Below are 19385 nucleotides of genomic sequence, written 5' to 3' on the forward strand. Positions count from 1 at the left end.
TCTCTCCGCGAATGCGGCGATCTACGGGACGTCCAAGGGTGACTACCTCCTTGGTGGCAGCGGCTCCAACTTCATCAAGGGTGGGAGTGGAGACGATGTGATCGTTGGCGGCGGCGGGCGCGACTACATCACTGGAGGTGCCGGCAAGGACATCTTCGTCTACGGGTCGCTGGCCGGTGATGGCATCGACCTGATTTCGGACTTCAAGCAAGGCGCAGATCGGATCGACCTGGCGGCCATCACGGGCGCACCACAAGATCTTTCTGGCTGGCAGTGGCTGGGCTCGGAGAGCTTCACGGGTCACGACTGGCAGTTGCGTTACGAGACCAGCAGAGGCCTGACCACGATCCAGATCGACGCCGATGGAGACCTCAAGGCCGATTTTCAGCTCGAGCTGACTGGAAAGCTGGCCATGAGCACAGGCGACTTCATCCTCGCGGAACACGGCCCCACTGTCCCGGCGCTGCCGGTGCCCGCGCCCGGCGCGCCGCCCCTGCCGCCCCTGACCTCGGCCCCGATCGAGGTGCCTCAGCCGATTCCGACCAAGCCGGCCGCACCCGCAGCGCCCGCGTACCCCGCCGATCCGAGCCTCGTGCTCCAGGCACCGGCCTCAGGTGGCAACATCACCGGCAAAGCCACCGCTGAGCTGATCTTGGGCAGCAGCAAGGGCGATGGACTCAGGGGGGGCGCCGGCGACGACGTGCTGGTGGGCCGGGAAGGCAAGGACATCCTCTACGGGGGGGGCGGTCACGATACGTTCCGCTTCGAGAAACTCAGCGACAGCACGGCCGCAACTGCAGGGCGAGACTACATTGGAGACTTCGTTCAGGGCGAGGACAAGATCGATCTGCACCTGATCGACGCCAACACGCTCACGAACGCGCACGAGGCTTTCATCTGGATCGGGGCAGGCGCTTTCACGAAGCATGCAGGGGAGTTGCGGTTCTCCGCGAACAGCACGGGTGGTCAGGTGCAGGCTGACGTCAACGGTGACGGAAAGGTCGACTTCGCCATCGACATGGTGACGAAAGCTGTCCTCCATGCCTCTGATTTTCTCTTGTGAGCCGTTCAGGGATTCGGGAGCGCGCCAGATGATCGGTGATCATCTGGCGCCGGGCGGCGGGGGCAAACGAATACGTCTTCCGTGATCCGACCTATTCGCGTGCGCGCAACTGCAAAGGCACTGCCTCAGCACCCGGAGCAGATCGGCTTGGCCGCGGCTTCACCGCCCTTCACGAGACGGTTCATGTTAGCTTCTCGGTCATAACGTTCGCCCGGAGACCGAACGTCGCCTGCCCCCAAGGCAGGGATGCTTGCGGTACGGATGGGCTCGGGTCCACCCGACAGGGACCGCTCGGTGCGCGTGCCCACGCGCAGGTTTTTCTGGTCGGCTTTCGTGCCCACGGAGTGCTGGAGCACCGTGATCGGATCCGTCCCGCGGCCTTGCTGGCGCGACCACCGCGCGGTCACGGTGCCGGGGATCACGACATCGGCAACCTCGCTTGCCCTCTCGCCACGGGGGAGAGAGGCATATCGCCCTGGTCCCTGCACCCCGTGGGCGCACCCACCCATCAGCAATGAAACCGAACAGAGTAGGATCATTGGTTTCAGAGCCATACCCGTCCTTTTGGTCCCGATGACAGCGCGCGGTTCCGATCCCTAGCTTGGCGTTAACGGTTCGAATGGTCTCCGGTTTCCTTTGCCGCGTTGGGCATCTGACATTCGTCTGCTTTCCGGCGTCCTGCGAGTATCCATGGCACGGCACTGTCGTCGCGCTCCCGATCCGGACCACCGGCGAGCCGGTCATGTCGAGGGCCTTTCTGCGCAGGGAACCGGCACTCCGAGGTTTACGAGGTGACCAGGCGTCGGCTTAAGTCGGTGTTCCGGGTGATCCACCGGGAGGCTGAGCCGTGCGGGCACCGGAAGCGATCGATGTCGTGGCGATTTGGGCAATCACCCGGGGCAGGAATGATTGCGCCATGATCCGCGATGGATCAGGCCGCGCGCTCTTCTTCAAGCGTAACACCGGCAGCGCTTACCGCGCGCTGGTCACGTCCGCCGAGCGGCGACGGCGGGAGGTGGCCCACATCGTGGCGTCGCACCTGATGGCCGAAACCTTTGGCCTGCCGATCGCACCGTTCCGGGACGTCGTTCTGAGGCTGGATCGGAACCGCCGTGTCGAGGGCATCGCCTGCGCGTACCTCACGGGCTTACGTCCCTTCCACGAAGCGATGCACCGACCGATCACGAATCGGGAGGATGCCCTTCTGCAGATCGTGGTCTTAGCCTGGTTGGGCGACACCGATCGGATCGAGACGCCTGACAACGAATGTGTCGATGAGCAGGGTCGCTACATCGCCCTCGACTTCGATTTCTGCTTCAACGATGGCGTCAGCATCCTGGGGCTGCCAAAAGCGAGTCGTCGTGGCCTGGAGGCGTTTGCGACACCCGCGGCGGTGGCCCGAATCGTTGACCGGATCGCCGCCTTGTCGGACGAGACGATCGCCAGGATGGTCGATGATGTCGGGCGGGCATGGGTTCACGATTGGACGCCGGCCCTGGCCCGCGACTTCACTGCCGTGTTGGTCCGCAACCGGGACGCCCTGCGACAGACGCAGGCATTCGAGATCTTCCAAGCCGCGCATGGATCCGTCCGGCAACGATGGAGTCTCTTCGCAACGCGCCACATCTTCAGGCTGAACATCCCCGTCAAGCTTTTGGCCCTGATTCAACGTCAGGGACCTGGGGCGACGATCTGGACGCTGCTCCGCTTCCTCACGGGACGCCCAGCGGTTGCTCGGCCGTATTTATCTCTACTCGCAGCAGAGATCGATAGAATTCCGACTCGTGCAGCAGGTCGTCGTGGCGTCCCGTCGCCACCATCCGACCGCCATTGAGAACGACGACCCGATCCGCCGCCAGAAGGGTGCTCAGACGGTGGGCGATCACCAGTGTCGTCGGTCTCTGGCGTGGTCCGAAGATCGTCCGATGGACGACGGCTTCTGTCCATGCGTCGAGCGCGCTGGTCGCTTCGTCGAGAATCAGGATCGGGGTGTCCCTGACGAGAGCACGCGCGATACCGACGCGTTGCCGCTGCCCGGCGGACAGTCGAACCCCTCGTTCGCCGAGATGCGTATCGGGCCCTTCGGCGAGATCGTTCGCGAAGAGGTGAACCCCAGCGGACGCAGCCGCCGTCGCAACCTGAGCGTCGCTCGCATCGGATCGACCATGCCGTATGTTTTCGGCCAGGGTTGTCGAGAAGATGAACGGATTTTGCGGAACCACGGCGAACCAGGATCGGACCGTGGCGGGATCGAGTTCGGCGATGTCTTGGCCGCCGACCAGGACGCGACCGCGATCCGGCGCGTCGAAGCGCAAGAGGAGGCGTATCAGCGTCGATTTCCCGGCTCCGGACCGCCCCGCGATCGCCACCGTCTCACCGGGCGCCACGTCGAAGGACACCGCGTCGAGGACCGATCGGTCCGGGCGGGCGGGGTAGCGGAACGTCACGGCCTCGAAGGCAATTCCCATGGGCGCGCGACTTGGCACAGGCGGGGCGAAGACACCGCGTGGTCCGCCTGGCGTGGAATCGGTTCTCAGGTGGGGCATGATGCGCTTGAGCGCCGCTGCGGCCTCGATCGTCCCACTCCACAAATTGCCGAGTGTCGCGCAGGAGGCCGCGGCCAGCAGAAAAAAGAACAGGAAGGACGAGAAGGTCCCGGTTGTCATCCGCCCCGCCGCGACCGCGTGGCCTCCCGCCATCAGGACGGCGCCGAGTGTCGCGGCGCCGAGCAGGACCGAGAGGGCCAGGAGCGCGCCGCGCGCCTGCGAAAGGCGAAGTGCCAGCGCCCGCGCCTCGCCGATCCGCTGGGAGAACCGGGCGACCTCCTCCTCCTCCCGGCCGAACATCTTGATCGTGGCGATGGCATCGAACACCTCGCTCGAGTATCCCGCTAGGATGCCGATGCGTCCGCTGACGCGCGATGACAGGTGTCTCTGCTTCGCCGACATCCCCAGGAAGGCCGCGACCGGCAGGGGAAGGATCAGGAGCGACAGGGCCGTCAGGCGCCAATCGGTCCACGCCATCAGGAGGCCCGCCCCCGTCACCAAGATCCCGTTGCGGATCAGGGGTGAGAGGGATGAGCGGACCACGAGTTGCAACGTCGAGATGTCCGCGATCAACATCGCGTTGAGCGTGCCTGGCGCATTCGTCTCGAAGAAGCGCAGGTCCTGACCGAGAACGGCCCGGAACAGAGCGATACGCAGTCGCGCGCCGAATTCCTCGCCCAGGTTCGTGGCCGCGTAGATGCGCAGACCCGACGCCGAAGCCAGGACGGCGGAGACAGCCACATACGTGAACAGCGAGGTCCCGGACGCCTTTGAGGCCTCGTCGAGGAGCGCATCGGTCCAGATCCGTATGCCTCGCCCGATCGCGAAGAGGCACAGGGACGACAAGACGACCGACGCTGCCAGCAGCCAGATCTGCCCACGCGGCAGCGGTAAGACATGCAGGTCAGTCAGAAGACGAAGGTCGCTCCGGAGCGCGTCGAACGTGCCGGGCCGCGCTCGGACTTCACCCGCCCAGTCCCGCATTCACGATCCCGCTCAAGCCTGCTCGATCAGGCTGTTGAAAATTGTCGCCAGGATGCCGCTTGATCCACAATTTGTGAAGAGAGCGCCCGCAGTTTCAATCCAGACTCGGCCCTGTTGACAATTACTCCCTGTGAAGGATGTCTTCAGCAGATAGCAATGGGCCGCTCAAAACTTCCAAGCTATGTGTTCGGATTTGAGCTTGCTTCGAGTCGGAGGAAATAATGCTGCCCCCGAACCGATATCTCCGATTCGATTTTATCGAAGTCGGTCCGCTGACGATTCTGCGCTGCAGTGAGAAAATTTTCGTCGAGAAGCTAAAAGCGATCGTCGAGGGGGGTGAGGGGCGTGTCATTACCTACTCCCATCTTCATACCTTGGCCCTCGCTCTGAAGCACACGCGCATCGCTCTCTCTATCAGGGCCTGCGACCTGTGTTACTGCGACGGGATCGGCGTGTCGATCATATCGCTTCTCGTGAATGGCGTATGGATTCCCAAGGTCACGGCCAATAGTTTCATTCACGAGTTCGCACGAACGCTCGGGGTCCTGAGCAAGAAAATGGCGTTGATCGGCGGGGCGGGCGACACTCTACAAGCCGTCTCGAATTACTTCGCGACGGAAGGTGCCACCATCGTCTGCGCTCATCATGGATACCTCAATGACGCGTCACGGGAGACGCTCCGGACCTCGCTGATCGACACCAAGCCCGATGTGGTCATCATTGGGATGGAACAGGGGTCTCAAGAAGAGCTCGCGCTCTTGCTCAGGAAGGACCTTCCATCGGCCACCTTCCTGTGCGTGGGCGCCCTGTTCGAGTTTCTCTCGGGTCGGATCTGGCTGTGTCCGCCCCTCGTCAGGCAGGCAGGTCTCGAATGGGTCGTGCGGCTCGTCCGGGATCCCGGGCGCCTGTGGCGCCGGTATCTTCTGGAGGGCCCCGCGCTCCTGTTTCGCGCGACCATTCTGCGGCGGTTGTGACAGGAGTCACGTCTATCGCCAGACGTGGAGGGCGGGTGTGTTTGCGGGCGATGCCAAGCCATCGCAGGGCGTCGACGAGGACGGTCGGGCAGGAGCCGCGCGTCTCGTCCGGGTGGATGTCAGCACGGCGGTGACTGATGGCCCGTGGTCCTAAACCCGCGCCGCTCCCCTTGGGCGAGGACGATTGATCCCGCCTTCGACAAGGTCCGGGCAGACCGCAGGCGACGACGGGGACGGTCCCGGCCTCAGCGCCCCCAGATCTTCAGGACGTATTCAGCCGCGATACCGTCCGGGTTGATGGTGAGGATGCGGGCGGTGTCGACGCCCTCGAAACCGTCTTCCGTCTCGTAGGTCGTCTGGAGGCCCGGCACCTTCTTGGCGTTGCACGAGGCGGGCAAGCGGCGTCGGGCGCATGGCGGAGTCCTGCGGTCGAGACCCGAGGGCCTGTCCTGTCTCGGACGTTTGTCTTTTCGGGATCACCGGTTTCCGCTGATCCCTGACAAACTCTAGGCCGGAAGGCGGGCGCCGCACAGCTCAGGGATGCCGCGGCCGGCGCGGAGACGTCAGGCGACCGGTTCGAGCGCCCTGCCCTGCGGCGTGCCGAAGCGCGCGAAGCGCAGGGCCAGGGTCGGCAGGATCAGGAGGTTGAGCACCGTCGAGGTGGCGAGGCCGCCCAGGATCACGATGGCCATCGGGCCCTCGATCTCGCGGCCGGGCTCGCCGGCGCCCAGCGCCAGCGGCAGCAGGCCGAGGCCGGTGACCAGGGAGGTCATCAGGATCGGCACCATCCGGTCGGCGGCCCCGCGAACCGCCGTGTCCCGGTCCCAGGCCTGCCCCTCCTCCACCACGAGGTGCTCGTAATGGGCGATCATCATGATGGTGTTGCGCAAGCTGATCCCGAACAGGGTGACGAAGCCGACGATCGAGCCCAGCGACAGCACGGCCCCGGTGGCGAAGACCGCCAGCACGCCGCCCACGAAGGCGAAGGGCAGGTTGACCAGGACCAGCAGCAGGTTGCGCAGGCTTCCCGTCACGATGGCCAGCAGGAGGACGATGCCGAGGCCGGCCAGCCCCGAATAGACCAGGAGGTCGCGCCGGGCCCGCGCCTGCGCCTCGGCCGAGCCGGCGAAGCCCACATAGGTGCCGGGGGGCAGGGCGACCGCGCGGGCGATCTTGCGCTTGGCATCGGCCACGAAGCCGGCGACGTCGCGCCCCGTCACGTTGGCGGTGACCGCCTGGACCCGCTGCGCGCCCTCGTGCTGGACCTGGTAGCGGCCGGAGGTCTCGTAGATGTCCGCCACCTGGGCGAGGCGCACCACCCGGCCGCCGGAGCCGCGCAAGGGCAGGTCGCTCAGGGCTGAGAGCCGGCCCCGCGTGGCGGAATCGAGGATGACGAGGACGTTGAACACGGCGTTGCCCGCATAGGTCTGGCCGACGATGTCGCCCTGGTAGGCGGTGCGCACCACCTCCATCACCTCGATGGCCGAGAGGCCCCAGTGGCGCAGGTCGTTGGGCCGCAAGCCCACATTGACCTGGGGCAGGCCCGCCGGGGAACTCTGCTGGATGTCGACGGCGCCCCGCACCTCGGCGAGCTCGCGGGCGATGTCCCGGGCGGCCGTCTCGATGGCGCCGAGATCCGTGCCGAAGACGTTGATCACCACCGGGGCGGTGAAGCCCGACACGGTCTCCTCGATGCGCTCGGTGAGGAAGGTCTTGAGGGAGAAGGCGGCCCCGGGGAAGCCCGCCATCACGGCCCGGATCCGGGCCTCCGCCGCCCCCTGCCCCGCCCCGTCGAGGCCGGGTTCGAGGTCGATGTGGATCTCGCTGTAATGGGTGCCGGCGGTGTCCTGGCCGGCCTCGGCCCGGCCGATCTGCGACGCCACCGCCCGGATGCCGGGAATCGCCTTCAGTTCGGCGGTGATGCGGGTGCCGAGCCGCAGGGATTCCTGCAGGGCGGTGCCGGGCGCCGCCGCCATGTGCAGGATCAGGTGGCCCTCCTTGAGGTCGGGCAGGAAGGTCGAGCCGAAGAACGGCAGCATCGCGGCCCCCAGGAGGGTGACGAGGAGGCCGCAGGCCATGAGGACGCGCGGGGCGCGGTCGATCCGGGTGAGCAGGCGGGCGTAGGCGCCGCGCGCGACGCGCATCACCGGCGGGTCCAGGGTCGAGGCCTCGCGCCGGTTCGTCAGCAGCCCCATCGCCAGGGCCGGGGTCACCGTGAGGGCGACGGCGAGCGAGGCCACCACGGCGAGGATGTAGGCGAGGCTCAAGGGGCCGAACAGCCGGCCGGCGATGCCCGACAGGGCGAGGACGGGGAGGAAGACCAGCAGCACCGCGATGGTGGCGTAGGCGACCGCCGTGCGCACCTCCAGGATGGCGTCGAGGACCACCCGCCCCTCGGGGCGCGGGCCGCCGAGGCGGCGGTTCTCGCGCAGGCGCCGGACCACGTTCTCGACGCCGATCACCGCGTCGTCCACCACCTCGCCGATGGCGATGGCGAGCCCGCCCAGGGTCATGGTGTTGAGGCTCTCGCCCAGCGCCTGGAGCGCCACCACGGCGGCGATGAGCGAGAGCGGGATCGCCAGCGCCGAGATCACGGCGGTGCGCCAGTCGTACAGGAAGACGAACAGCACCACGACCACCAGGATGCCGCCGAGCCCGAGGGCCTGCAGCACGTTGCCGTTGGCGATGGCGATGAAGTTGGCCGGCCGGAACAGGTCGGCGTGCAGGGTCACGCCCTCGCGCGCCAGGGCCGGGCGCAGGTCCTCCAGGGCCGCCTCGACCCGCGCGGTGACCGCGCGGGTGTTGGCGCCGTACTGGGCGCCGACCATGAGGAGCACCCCGGGCCGGCCGTCCACCAGGGCGGCGCCGATCGCCGGCTCGCCGGTGGCGACCACGGTGGCGACGTCCGCCAGGGTCACGCTGGCCCCGCCCTCGTTGATCAGCACGGTCCGAGAGACCGCCTCGGGGCTCAGCGACTGCCCGTCGGTCTGGAGGGCGATGCGCTGGTTGGGCGTGTCCACGAAGCCGGCCCCGCGCACGCCCGTGGCTTTCCGCGCGGCGGCGAGCACGTCGTTGACGCCGATGTTGAAGCGCACGAGGTCGTTCGGGCGGATCTGCACCTGCAGCGAGCGCACCGCGCCGCCATAGACCGAGACCTGGGCGATCCCCGGCACGGCGAGGAGGCGCAGGCGCACGGTCCAGTCCGCCAGGGTGCGCAGGTCCATGTCCGAGCGGCTCTGCGTGGTCAGGCCGACGAGCAGCACCGTGCTGGTGGCGGAGGTGAGCGCCGTCATCGCCGGCGGCAGCACCCCTTGCGGCAGGCGGCCGGCCAGCGCCGTCAGCCGCTCGGTGACGAGCTGGCGCACCCGGTAGATGTCGCTGCCGGCCCCGAAGGTGACGGTGATCACCGACAGGCCCTGGATCGAACTCGAGCGCAGGGAGACCACCCCCGGCAGGCCGTTGACCGCGACCTCCACGGGTTGGGTCACCAGCACCTCGACCTGTTCCGGGTTGAGGCCGGGGGCCTCGGTCTGGATCACCACGGCGGGGGGCGCGAATTCCGGGAAGACGTCGTACTGGGCATCGGCCAGCACGACGAAGCCGTAGGCGGCGAGCGCCAGGCTGAGCGCCAGGACGACGCCGCGGAAGCGCACCGCGAAGGCGACCAGGGCCGCTTGGGGGCCGCGGGGGCCTCCCGGTCCGGAGCCCGACGCCTCAATCGTCATCGACGCCGCCCGAGACCTGGAGCTGGCTCTTCATCTCCTCGGAGAGGAGCGCCTGCGCCCCCGAGAGCACGATCTCGGTGCCGCCGGGCAGGTCCTCCACCACGTAGGCGTCGGCCGACATCGGCGGGTCGGCCTTCAGCCGGTGGCGGGCGAAGGCGTCGGGCCCCACCGCCCGGTAGATCCAGGCGGCCCCCTGCCAGTGCACCACCGCGTCCTCGGGCACGCTGAGGCCGGTGACGCTGCGGTCGGAGGCCAGGAAGGCCAGCATGCTCATGCCGGGCAGGAAGCCGCTGTCGCCCGGCACGGTGTAGAAGAAGCTCAGGCCCTGGATGCGCGGATCCGTGCGGGTGGCGGGCGAGACGTAGGCCAGGGCGACCCGCGCGCTCTGGGGCGGCACCTCGGCGAAGGCCGCCGCCGGCGGGCCCTTCAGGCCCTCCCCCGGCGGCAGGGTGACCTGCACCAGGAAGTCGGTGCGCTCGATCAGCCGGGTGACGGTGGCCGCGCGCGCGACGATGGCCCGGCCGATCACCGGCCCCCATTCCTGCTGGGCGGTGGCCGAGAGGGTGCGCACCTGGGATTCCGCCGCCGCCAGGGCGGCCTGGTCGGTCTGGGCGGTGCCCCCGGCGGTCTCGACCTGCACGGTGGTGGCGTAGGGGCCGAGGGTCCTGGCCCGCTGCAGGGCGCTGCGCGAGACCTCGGCGCGGGCCTGGGCCGTCTGGAGCGCGGCCTGGGCGCTGGCATAGGCGTTGGTCAGGTCGGTGACCCGGGCGAGGTCGAGGACGCTGCCATAGGCCTGCAACTCCTCCCGGTGCTCGGCCAGGGGCCGGGCCTCGGTCGTGATGCCGATGCGGGCGCGCTCGGCGGCCGAGAGGCGCACCACGGTGCGGCCCTCCTCCACGGCGGTGCGCTGGGCCGGCAGGTGCGCGGGCTTCGCCGGCCCGGGGCGGGCCTGGAGGGCCTCGACGTGCTCGCGCAGCTCGCCCAGGAGGAGGGCGCCCTGGGGCGAGACGGCGAGGCCGCCAAGGCCGGCCGCCAGCACGCCGACCAGGAGGAGGGCGAGGAGGAGCGATCGCCACGTCACCGACTGTCTCGCCCTCCCCCTGGTCCGCGGCCGTGTCGCCGCTGTGTTCCGCCCGGCATAACCGTGTTCACCCGCAGAGGGAATCGGTGCGCCGAGCGATACCGGGGGATGGGCACGCTGCCGGTTCTCCGCAGGGCCGCGGGGATTCGCGCCGCGGCGGCCGCGGACGGATTTCGATGGCGGTGTTGCGCCGGACGGCCTGTCCCCGCGGCCCCCGGCGGGCTATCCCCCGGTCGCCGGCCGCGAGCCCGGCCCGAGCCCAGGGAGATCCGCCCCATGCGCGTCCCGGAGACGCCCGCCGGACGCGCGGCCGAGCCGGCGGCCACGGCCTACCCGCTCCTCGTGTTCACGATGCTGCTCTGGGGCGGCAACGTGGTGGCGAGCAAGTGGGCGGCGGGCGAGGTCTCGCCCCAGGTGCTCACCTGCCTGCGCTGGGCCTTCGCCTGCCTCGCCCTGGCGCTGCCGGCCCGGGCCGGCCTCAACGCGGAGTGGGACCGGCTGAAGCGCCACTGGCGCTACGTGCTGCTGATGGGAGCGTGCGGCTACACCCTCTACGCCAGCCTGTTCTACGCCGCCGGCCTGTTCACCAGCGGCATCAACATCGCCCTGTTCCAGGGGTCGATCCCGGTCCTCGTCATCCTGATCAACTATCTCGTCCACCGGGTGGCGGTGACGGGGGCGCAGCTCCTCGGCGTCGCCGTGACGCTGGCGGGCGCCATGGTGGCGGCGACCCACGGCGACTGGCGGGTGCTGGCGACCTTCGCCTTCAACCGGGGCGACGTGCTGATGCTGGTCGCCTGCGGGCTCTATGCCGGCTACACCGTGGCGCTCTCCCGCAGGCCCCGGGTCTCGGGCCTGAGCTTCTTCACCGCCGTGGCGCTCTCCGCCTTCGTGACCTCGCTGCCGCCGCTCGCCGCCGAATGGGCGCTGGGCCACACGATCTGGCCGACCGGCAAGGGCTGGGCCATCGTGCTGTTCGTGGCGCTCGGGCCCTCGCTCATCGCGCAACTCGCCTTCCTGCGCGGCGTCGAGCTGATCGGCCCGAACCGGGCCGGCCTCTTCGTCAACCTCGTGCCGATCTTCGGGGCCGGCCTCGCCATCCTGCTGGTGGGCGAGCCTGTCCGCTGGCACGACGCCCTGGCGCTGGCCCTCGTCATCGGCGGCATCGCCATCGCGGAGCGCCTGGGCCGGCGGCGGTGAGGGGCCCAGCCGCCGGCGGCATCGGACGTCACGGGTTGCGTGGCGAGACCGGCGGAGGGGAGATTCAGGCGAGGACCTGCAATCCGTGTTTCTGGACGACGCTCAGCAGCTTGAGCGCCATCCCGCTCGGCCGCTTGGCGCCGGTTTCCCACTTTTCGACGGTGCTCTCGCTCGTGTTGAGATAGCGTGCAAAGACGGGCTGGCTGACGTTGTTGGCCTCACGGATCCGCTTGATCTGAGCAGGATCGATGGCGCTCGGGACAGCCAGATGACGCGCATCGAAGTCGCGCATCGTCGCCTTGTCGAGGGCACCGACCTTGTGAAGCATGGCCGCAGATGTGTGGATCGCCTCGGAGGCCGCGTTCCTGAACCTAGCTTTCGTCGCCATGGCAAATCTCCGTCAGGTCCCTGTCCGCAATGAGTTCGGCAAGCTGCTCCTCGGTCATCGCCCCGTAAGCCTTGGCGAGGGTTCGAAAGTCCTCCAGTTCGTCGTCCGCGATGTTCGCTTTGTCCTTCTTGGCAAACAGGTATGCGAAGATCCAGTATCGGCCCCCCTTCGCAAGGATGATGCTGCGATACCGGTTCTTGTCCAGGCGCTTCTTGAAGACGCCACCCCCGAGATCGTCGGCTTGACCTCTGGCCACATCCCGGATTGCAGCGCACAGCGCGTCGTCCTGGATGCGAGCCTTTCGAGCGGCTCGGAAAAACCATGCCGTCTTGAAGGTTCTGGGTGTATCGGCCGACATTCCAAATCGTAGCACCGGGTGCTATAAAAATCAAGGATTGGCGGCGATGCGCCCGGCTGCCGTGACGGAAGGGCGGTCGGGCGCCTACCCGCCCCCGCCCGCCGGCCGGCGCAGCTCGAACCGGGTCTCCGGTTCGGCGGTGAAGTAGTCGAAGTAGCCGCCGCGCAGGATCGGCCGCATGGCGCCGGTGTCGACGAGGCCGTCGCGGATGAAGCGGTCGTCGATGTAGATCGAGACCACCTGCCCGATCACCAGGAAATGCGAGGCGTCGCTGCCGTCGAGCGGCGTCAGCGGCACGGTCTGCAGCCACTTGCACTCCAGGGCGGCCGGCGATTCGGCGACCCGGGGCGGGCGCACCTTGCGCGAGGGTGCCGGGGTCAGGCCCGCGAAGGCGAACTCGCTCTCGCCGCGGGGCAGGGGCGCCGAGGTGGCGTTCACCGCCTCGCGCAGGTCGTAGGTGGCGAGGTTGCAGACGAACTCGCCGCCCTCCTCCGCGAAGGTCATCGCGTCCTTGCGCCCGGCCGAGGAGAACATGACCATGTCGGGGCCGGCCGCCACGGCGTTGAAGTAGGAATAGGGCGCGAGGTTCACCGCGCCGTCGCGGTTCATCGCGCTGATCCAGCCGATCGGGCGCGGGGCCACCAGGGCCTTCAGCGGGTTGTGCGGCAGGCCCTTGGTCTCGGCGTCGTAATGCATGGGGTGCCCCTCAGAGCCGGGTGACGATGTCGGCGAGCGCCGGGCGGGGCCGGTCGGGCGGCACCTCCTGGGCGTGCCCGATATGGATGAAGCCCGCGAGGCGCTCGCCGGGCACGAGGCCGAGGACGTCGAGGATGCGGGAATCGTAGGCGAACCACTCGGTGAGCCACGCCGTGGCGTAGCCCGCGGCGTTGGCCGCCACCACGAGGTTCATCGCCACCGCGCCGGCCGAGAGCACCTGCTCCCATTCGGGAATCTTGATGTGCGGGCCGGCCCGCGACACCACCGCCACCACCAGGGGGGCGAGGGCGAGGCGGTGGCGCTCGAGGTCGAGGCGCGCGGCGTCGGCCTCCGGGTGGTCGGCGGCATAGGCCGCCGCGATGGCGTCGCCGATGCGGGTGCGGGCCTCGCCCGCGATCACCAGGAAGCGCCAGGGCGCCAGCTTGCCGTGGTCCGGCACGCGCGACGCGATGGTGAGGAGCGCGTCGAGCTCGGCCCCGTCCGGCCCCGGCCCCGCGAGGCGGAGGGGCGGGACCGAGCGGCGGGTGCGCAGGAGATCGAGGGTGGCGTTCATGGCGTCCCTGGAGCAGGATCGGGCGAGAGGGGCCGGGCCGCAGACGACCGGCCCTCGGAGGCGGGATGGCCTTGCCGCCGCCATGGTCCGGTTCCAGAGGGCGGGCACCGGGCGCGGCGGCCGTCCGTGACATGGCGCGCCGGCGGCAGATTGGCAACGCCGGCGGGATGCCCCGGTCGGGATTGGGAGGTGCGGGATGGCGCGGGCAGGGTACGGATCGGTCTGGCTGGGCTGCGCCCTCCTCCTCGGCGGTCACCCCGGCACCGCCGCGGCGCAGGACGGCAACGCCTTCCACAACCGGATCGGGCCCAACCTCCCCTCCCCGTCCATGCCCTCCCCGTCGATGTCGGACCCCTCGGCGCCGCCGCTGCCCAGCGCGGCGAGCGCGGCCCTGACCCTCACGGCGGTGTTCGCGGGCGGCGACAAGCCCCTGCGCTCCGGCCTCGCCTGGCGCATCTACGAGGACCGCACCGACGGCACGAAGCCCGGCATCGTCGCCCGCTCCGAGGCGGCCGAGCCGAGTTTCACCCTGCCGCCGGGTGCTTACGTCGCCACCGTGACCTACGGCTTCGCCAGCGCCGCGCGCCGGGTCGTCATGGCGGGCCAGCCGGCCGCCGAGCAGCTCAAGGTCAGCGCCGGGGCGCTCAAGCTCTCGGGCGCCATCGGCGACGTGAAGCTCGGCGCCGACCAGCTCGCCTTCTCGGTCTTCGTGCCGATCGGGACGAACTCCGAGGGGCGCCTCGTGCGCAGCGGCGTCAAGGCGGGCGAGCTCCTGCGCCTGCCCGAGGGCACCTACCACGTGGTCTCGACCTACGGCGGCTCGAACGCGATCCAGCGCGCCGACCTCAAGGTGGAGAACGGCAAGGTCACGGACGCCACCCTCAACCACCGCGCCGCCACCCTGACCCTGAAGCTGGTGGCGGCCGAAGGCGCCGAGGCCTTCGCCGGCACCGCCTTCAGCGTGCTGACGCCGGGCGGCGACACCATCCGCGAGGCCATCGGCGCCTTCCCGCAGGTGACCCTGGCGGAGGGGGACTACGTCCTGATCGCCCGCCACGACGGGCAGGTCTACACCCGCGAATTCAAGGTCGAGAGCGGCCTGAACCGCGACGTCGAGGTGATCGCCAAGGCGGGCTGAGCCGAGGCGTCCCGACCGGCGGAGAGAGACGACACGCATGAGGCGACTTGCGATCGGTGCCCTCGTCCTGCTCCTGGCGCCGCTTCTCCTGGTGCCGCGTCCCGCGCGGGCGCAGGGGACGGATCCAGCGCGGGCGCTCGTGGCGGACGGCTCCGACCGGGAGATCGGTCCGGAACGCGCGGACCGGGTGATCGCCCTCCTGGGACAGGGACTGAGAACGCCCGCCACCGCCCGTTACGGCCAGCTCCGTGCCGGGCGCGCGGGGGCTTTCTGCGGCGTCGTCGACACCACCAACCGCATGGGCAATCCCGTGGGGCCCCGCCGCTTCGTCGCCGACCTCGCGGCGGGCATCGCCGGCCTCGTCCCGGACGGGCCCGAACTGCGCAACCCGGCGACGCCGCAGGATTACGCCGCCCTGCAGCGCATCCTGGCCCTCTACGCCGCCAATTGCGCCCCCTGATCCGGGCATCCCCCGGGCATCGCCCGGAGGACGCAACCGCCCGGAGGCCGAACCCGCCGCCCTACGGCGTCGGGGCCTCGCCGTGCTGGCCGTCGAGAGCGACGTCGGCGCTCGGCACGGTCTCGGCCACCGCCTCCGCCCGGATGCGATCCGGCGCGGTCGCCTCCGCCACCAGGGCGGCCAGGGTCTCGTCGAGGCCGCCCGTGCGGGTGTGCTGGCTGCCCAGGCGCCGGACCGAGACGGTGCGCTCCTCGCCCTCCTTGCGGCCGACGACGAGCATCACCGGCACCTTCGCCAGCGAGTGCTCGCGGACCTTGTAGTTGATCTTCTCGTTGCGCAGGTCGGCCTCGACGCGCAGGCCGAGGCGGGTCGCGGCGGCGACCACCGCGCGGGCGTAGGGGTCGGCATCGCCCGTGATGGTGGCGACCACCACCTGCACCGGCGCGAGCCAGAGCGGGAAATGCCCGGCGAAGTGCTCGATCAGGATCCCGGTGAAGCGCTCCAGGGAGCCGCAGATGGCGCGGTGGACCATGACCGGGGGCTTCTTGCCGCTCTCGGCATCGACGTAGAAGGCGCCGAAGCGCTCCGGCAGGTTGAAGTCCACCTGGGTCGTGCCGCACTGCCAGTCGCGCCCGATGGCGTCGCGCAGCACGTACTCGAACTTCGGCCCGTAGAAGGCGCCCTCCCCCGGGTTGATCGCGGTCCTGATCCGGCCCCCCGACTGTTCCTCGATCTGGGTGAGCACCCGGGTCATGACGTCCTCGGCATGGTCCCAGAGGGCGTCCGAGCCCACCCGCTTCTCGGGGCGGGTCGAGAGCTTCACCACGATCTCGCCGAAGCCGAAATCGGCGTAGGTGGAGAGGATCAGGTCGTTGATCTTCAGGCACTCGTCGGCGAGCTGGTCCTCGGTGCAGAAGATGTGCGCGTCGTCCTGGGTGAAGCCCCGCACCCGCATCAGGCCGTGCATGGCGCCCGAGGGCTCGTAGCGGTGGACCACGCCGAACTCGGCCATGCGCAGGGGCAGGTCGCGGTAGGATTTCAGACCGTGCTTGAAGATCATCACGTGGCCGGGACAGTTCATGGGCTTCAACGCGAACCAGCGCTTGTCCTCGGCCTCGTCGCCGGCGGATTGGGCCGCGAACATGTTCTCGCGGTACCAGCCCCAGTGGCCGGAGGTCTCCCACAGGGCCTTGTCGAGGATCTGGGGGGCGTTGACCTCCTGGTAGTCGCCGCGCAGGCGCCGGCGCATGTAGGCGATCAGCTCCTGGAACACGGTCCAGCCCTTGGCGTGCCAGAACACGACGCCCGGCCCCTCCTCCTGGAAGTGGAACAGGTCCATCTCGCGCCCCAGGCGCCGGTGGTCGCGGCGCTCGGCCTCCTCCAGGCGGTGCAGGTAGGCGTCGAGGTCCTCCTTGGTCGCCCAGGCGGTGCCGTAGATGCGGGTCAGCATCGGGTTGTTGGAATCGCCCCGCCAGTAGGCGCCCGCCACCTTCATCAGCTTGAAGGCGGTGCCGACCTTGCCCGTCGAGGTCATGTGCGGGCCGCGGCAGAGGTCGAACCAGTCGCCCTGGCGGTAGACCTTGAGGTCCTCGCCGGGCGGGATCGCGTCCACGAGCTCGACCTTGTAGGCCTCGCCCTTCCCGGCGAAGAGCGCCCGGATGTCGTCGCGCTTCCAGACCTCCTTGGTGAAGGGGGCGTCGCGCGCGATGAGTTCGCGCATCTTCGCCTCGATCTTCGGGAAGTCCTCCGGGGTGAAGGGCTCGTCCCGGGCGAAGTCGTAGTAGAACCCGTTCTCGATCACCGGGCCGATGGTGACCTGCGTGCCCGGCCACAGGGCCTGCACCGCCTCCGCCAGCACGTGGGCGCAGTCGTGCCGGATCAGCTCCAGGCTGCGCGGGTCGGTGCGGTCGAGGAACTCGATGCGGGCATCCTGCGCGATCGTGTCGTCGAGGTCGCGCACGGTGCCGTCGAGGGCCATGGCGACGGTGCGCTTGGCCAGGGACTTGGCGATGCCCTCGACGACGGCACGGCCGGTGATCGCGGCGTCGTAGCTGCGGGTGTTGCCGTCGGGGAAGGTCAGGATCGGCATGGCCGGGGGCTCCTTGGAGGCTCACTCCTGCGTACGCGGCAGGTAAGCGGGGGGCGGGTCGGGGTCGGCGCGGCCCCGATGCGGCGCCGCGCCGGGCCGTTTAGACCCATTCGCATCGGGAAGGAACGCGGATTCCGCGCATCCGGTCCCGGGCCCCCGGCGGCCGCTCCCGCCCCGGGTTGCTGACAATCGCCAGGGATCCTCAATCACCATCGCGGCCCGTGCCGGCCGATCAATTGACAAAGCCGGTCCAACCCGACTGATGCTCGCCGATGGCCTTCCGTGCCGCACGGTCGAGACCAGAAAAAAATCCAAGAAAACACGGACGAGCCGGCCCCGCGGGGCAAACGGGCTTTCGCCGGGAGAGACGTTCATGCCGAGCCCCGTACCGACGGCGCACCCCGAAGGCGTCGCGATCACCACGACGGCCCACCTGCCCGGGGTCCAGACCGGGACACGCTTCTGGCCTCAGGGCTGGTGGCGCCTCGTCGACCTGCAGATCGGCATCATCCCGCTGCCGGTCTACCTGATCCTGGTGGCGCTGCTCTGGGTGCTGACCGCGGAGGGCGAGATCAAGGCCGACGCGCCGACGATGATCGCCGTCCTGGTGCTCGGCGGCTTCACCTGCGCGGAGATCGGCAAGCGCCTGCCGGTCCTGCGCCAGATCGGGGCGGGGGCGATCTTCGCCACCTTCATCCCCTCGGCGCTGGTCTACTACGCGCTGATCCCGGGCCCGATCGTCAAGGCGATCACGGACTTCACCAAGTTCACCAACTTCCTCTACCTCTACATCGCGGCGATCATCGTCGGCAGCATCCTGGGCATGGACCGGGCTGTGCTGATCAAGGGCTTCCTCAAGATCTTCGTCCCCCTCGGCCTCGGCTCCCTGGCGGCGGGCTGCGTCGGCACCCTGGTGGGCACCCTGCTGGGGCTCGGGGCGCACCACACCTTCTTCTTCATCGTCGTGCCGATCATGGCCGGCGGCGTCGGCGAGGGCGCGATTCCGCTCTCCATCGGCTACGGCACCATCCTCGGGATCCCGCAGGGCGACGTCTTCGCCCAGGTGCTGCCGCCCGTGATGCTGGGCAGCCTCACGGCGATCATCCTGGCCGGCACCCTCAACTGGGTGGGCAGGCGCAAACCGCACCTCACCGGCGAGGGCCGCCTGCAGCCCCACACCGAGAACGACATGGAGGCGGGCACGCCCGTGGAGACCGGCCCGATCGACGCCGCCACGGTGGCGGCGGCCGGCCTCACGGCGGTGACGCTCTACCTCCTCGGCGTGATGTGCCACCACCTCACCGGCCTGCCCGCCCCCGTGGCGATGCTGTTCCTGGCGGTGCTGGCCAAGCTCGCCAGCGCGGTCTCGCCCCGGCTCCAGGCCGGCGGCTTCATCGTCTACAAGTTCGTGCAGGTCGGCATGACCTACCCGCTGCTCTTCGCCATCGGCGTCTCGCTCACCCCCTGGGACAAGCTGGTGGCGGCCTTCACGCTGCCGAACCTGATCACCATCGTGGCCACCGTCGTCACCCTGATGGCGACGGGCTACGGCGTCGGGCGCCGGCTCGGCATGTACCCGATCGAGACCGCCATCGTGAACGCCTGCCACAGCGGCCAGGGCGGCACCGGCGACGTGGCGATCCTCACCGCCGCCAACCGGATGGCGCTGATGCCCTTCGCCCAGATTGCCACCCGCATCGGCGGCGCCCTCACGGTGACGGGGACGCTGGTGTTCCTGAAGTGGATCACGGCGGCGCCGGTCTAGGGGCGGCCCCCTCCCCCACCGCCGCGCAGGTGCAGGGCTCGCAGGCGAAGGGCGAGGGAGGCGCGTTCACGCCGCGCCAGCGGCCGTAGCGCCAGGGGGTGAACCAGGCGGCGCGCGCCGGCAGGGCCTCCGGCACTAGGTCGATGCCGTGGGTGCCGAGGGGGCCGCAGCGGCAGATGCGGGCGAACCCGATCCAGCCGCCCGCCCAGAGCCCGTGCCGCTGGATCGCCCCGTCGGTGTAGTGGGAGCACGAGGGCCAGTGCCGGCACTGGCGGCCGACCAGGCTCGACAGGGTGAGCTGATAGGTGCGGATCGCCCCGTGGGCGATGCGGCGGAGCAGCATG

Annotated in this window: 16 protein-coding genes; 6 read left to right on the forward strand and 10 right to left on the reverse strand. The window is 69.5% G+C overall.

The features are described from left to right. The coding region (locus tag ASF20_RS20885) for a M10 family metallopeptidase C-terminal domain-containing protein (protein ID WP_200927253.1) at window positions 1-1063 on the forward strand (1063 nt) is incomplete at its 5' end. A 1712-nt stretch (window positions 1064-2775) separates the two neighbouring features. On the opposite strand, the gene ASF20_RS20890 is transcribed toward ASF20_RS20885, so the two are convergent. Beyond that, the gene (locus ASF20_RS20890) at window positions 2776-4593 is read right to left on the reverse strand and encodes an ABC transporter transmembrane domain-containing protein (protein ID WP_056277628.1); all 1818 of its coding nucleotides are present in this window, start codon (window positions 4591-4593) and stop codon (window positions 2776-2778) included. Window positions 4594-4814: 221 nt separating this feature from the next. On the opposite strand from ASF20_RS20890, the gene ASF20_RS20895 reads away from it, so the two are divergent. After that, a complete protein-coding gene (locus tag ASF20_RS20895) occupies window positions 4815-5567 on the forward strand; it encodes a WecB/TagA/CpsF family glycosyltransferase (protein WP_056214245.1) in 753 nt (250 codons plus the stop codon). Window positions 5568-5812: 245 nt separating this feature from the next. Here the strand turns inward: ASF20_RS20895 and ASF20_RS24305 are convergent, their stop codons facing one another. The 3 genes from ASF20_RS24305 to ASF20_RS20905 form a co-directional block, all read right to left on the reverse strand. Continuing rightward, window positions 5813-5965 carry a hypothetical protein gene (locus tag ASF20_RS24305; RefSeq protein WP_156389589.1) on the reverse strand — a complete coding sequence of 51 codons (153 nt, stop codon included), beginning with the start codon at window positions 5963-5965 and terminating at the stop codon, window positions 5813-5815. A 165-nt stretch (window positions 5966-6130) separates the two neighbouring features. Further along, window positions 6131-9292, reverse strand: coding sequence for an efflux RND transporter permease subunit (locus tag ASF20_RS20900; RefSeq protein ID WP_056277631.1), 3162 nt, complete (start codon window positions 9290-9292; stop codon window positions 6131-6133). Further along, a complete protein-coding gene (locus ASF20_RS20905; protein WP_056214238.1) occupies window positions 9282-10373 on the reverse strand; it encodes a hypothetical protein in 1092 nt (363 codons plus the stop codon). Before ASF20_RS20905 ends, ASF20_RS20900 begins: the two co-directional genes overlap by 11 nt. Window positions 10374-10649: 276 nt before the next feature. Here ASF20_RS20905 and ASF20_RS20910 point away from each other — a divergent pair, with 276 nt between their 5' ends. After that, complete coding sequence (locus tag ASF20_RS20910) at window positions 10650-11573, forward strand: DMT family transporter (RefSeq protein WP_056277634.1); 924 nt, start codon at window positions 10650-10652, stop codon at window positions 11571-11573. 64 nt (window positions 11574-11637) lie between these two features. On the opposite strand, the gene ASF20_RS20915 is transcribed toward ASF20_RS20910, so the two are convergent. The 4 genes from ASF20_RS20915 to ASF20_RS20930 all read right to left on the reverse strand — a co-directional run bounded on the left by ASF20_RS20915 (window position 11638) and on the right by ASF20_RS20930 (window position 13589). Beyond that, entirely contained in the window at window positions 11638-11961 is a 324-nt protein-coding gene (locus tag ASF20_RS20915) for a DNA-binding transcriptional regulator (RefSeq protein WP_056277636.1), read from the reverse strand. Further along, the gene (locus ASF20_RS20920) at window positions 11945-12319 is read right to left on the reverse strand and encodes a type II toxin-antitoxin system RelE/ParE family toxin (protein WP_056277640.1); all 375 of its coding nucleotides are present in this window, start codon (window positions 12317-12319) and stop codon (window positions 11945-11947) included. The genes ASF20_RS20915 and ASF20_RS20920 overlap by 17 nt, the downstream gene beginning before the upstream one ends. 84 nt (window positions 12320-12403) lie before the next feature. After that, on the reverse strand, window positions 12404-13015 hold the full coding sequence (locus ASF20_RS20925; RefSeq protein ID WP_056214229.1) for a flavin reductase family protein: 612 nt from the start codon (window positions 13013-13015) through the stop codon (window positions 12404-12406). A gap of 10 nt (window positions 13016-13025) precedes the next feature. Further along, window positions 13026-13589 carry a nitroreductase gene (locus tag ASF20_RS20930; protein WP_056277642.1) on the reverse strand — a complete coding sequence of 188 codons (564 nt, stop codon included), beginning with the start codon at window positions 13587-13589 and terminating at the stop codon, window positions 13026-13028. Between the two features lie 196 nt (window positions 13590-13785). Here ASF20_RS20930 and ASF20_RS20935 point away from each other — a divergent pair, with 196 nt between their 5' ends. Both ASF20_RS20935 and ASF20_RS20940 read left to right on the forward strand, forming a co-directional pair. Then, window positions 13786-14727 (forward strand): hypothetical protein, encoded by a 942-nt coding sequence (locus ASF20_RS20935; protein ID WP_056277645.1) that lies wholly within the window; start codon window positions 13786-13788, stop codon window positions 14725-14727. A gap of 37 nt (window positions 14728-14764) precedes the next feature. Further along, window positions 14765-15187, forward strand: coding sequence for a hypothetical protein (locus tag ASF20_RS20940; RefSeq protein WP_056277648.1), 423 nt, complete (start codon window positions 14765-14767; stop codon window positions 15185-15187). A gap of 61 nt (window positions 15188-15248) precedes the next feature. Here the strand turns inward: ASF20_RS20940 and thrS are convergent, their stop codons facing one another. Continuing rightward, complete coding sequence (thrS, locus tag ASF20_RS20945; RefSeq protein WP_056277651.1) at window positions 15249-17276, reverse strand: threonine--tRNA ligase; 2028 nt, start codon at window positions 17274-17276, stop codon at window positions 15249-15251. A 373-nt stretch (window positions 17277-17649) separates the two neighbouring features. Between thrS and ASF20_RS20950 the strand changes: the two genes are divergently transcribed. Further along, entirely contained in the window at window positions 17650-19041 is a 1392-nt protein-coding gene (locus ASF20_RS20950; protein ID WP_082501488.1) for a 2-hydroxycarboxylate transporter family protein, read from the forward strand. On the opposite strand, the gene yidD is transcribed toward ASF20_RS20950, so the two are convergent. Further along, window positions 19022-19381: a membrane protein insertion efficiency factor YidD gene (gene yidD / locus ASF20_RS20955; RefSeq protein ID WP_056214289.1), complete on the reverse strand. Its 360-nt coding sequence runs from the start codon at window positions 19379-19381 to the stop codon at window positions 19022-19024. The genes ASF20_RS20950 and yidD overlap by 20 nt on opposite strands. Between the last annotated feature and the right edge of the window lie 4 nt (window positions 19382-19385).

The sequence above is a fragment of the Methylobacterium sp. Leaf88 genome, from assembly GCF_001422795.1.
GTDB lineage: Bacteria > Pseudomonadota > Alphaproteobacteria > Rhizobiales > Beijerinckiaceae > Methylobacterium.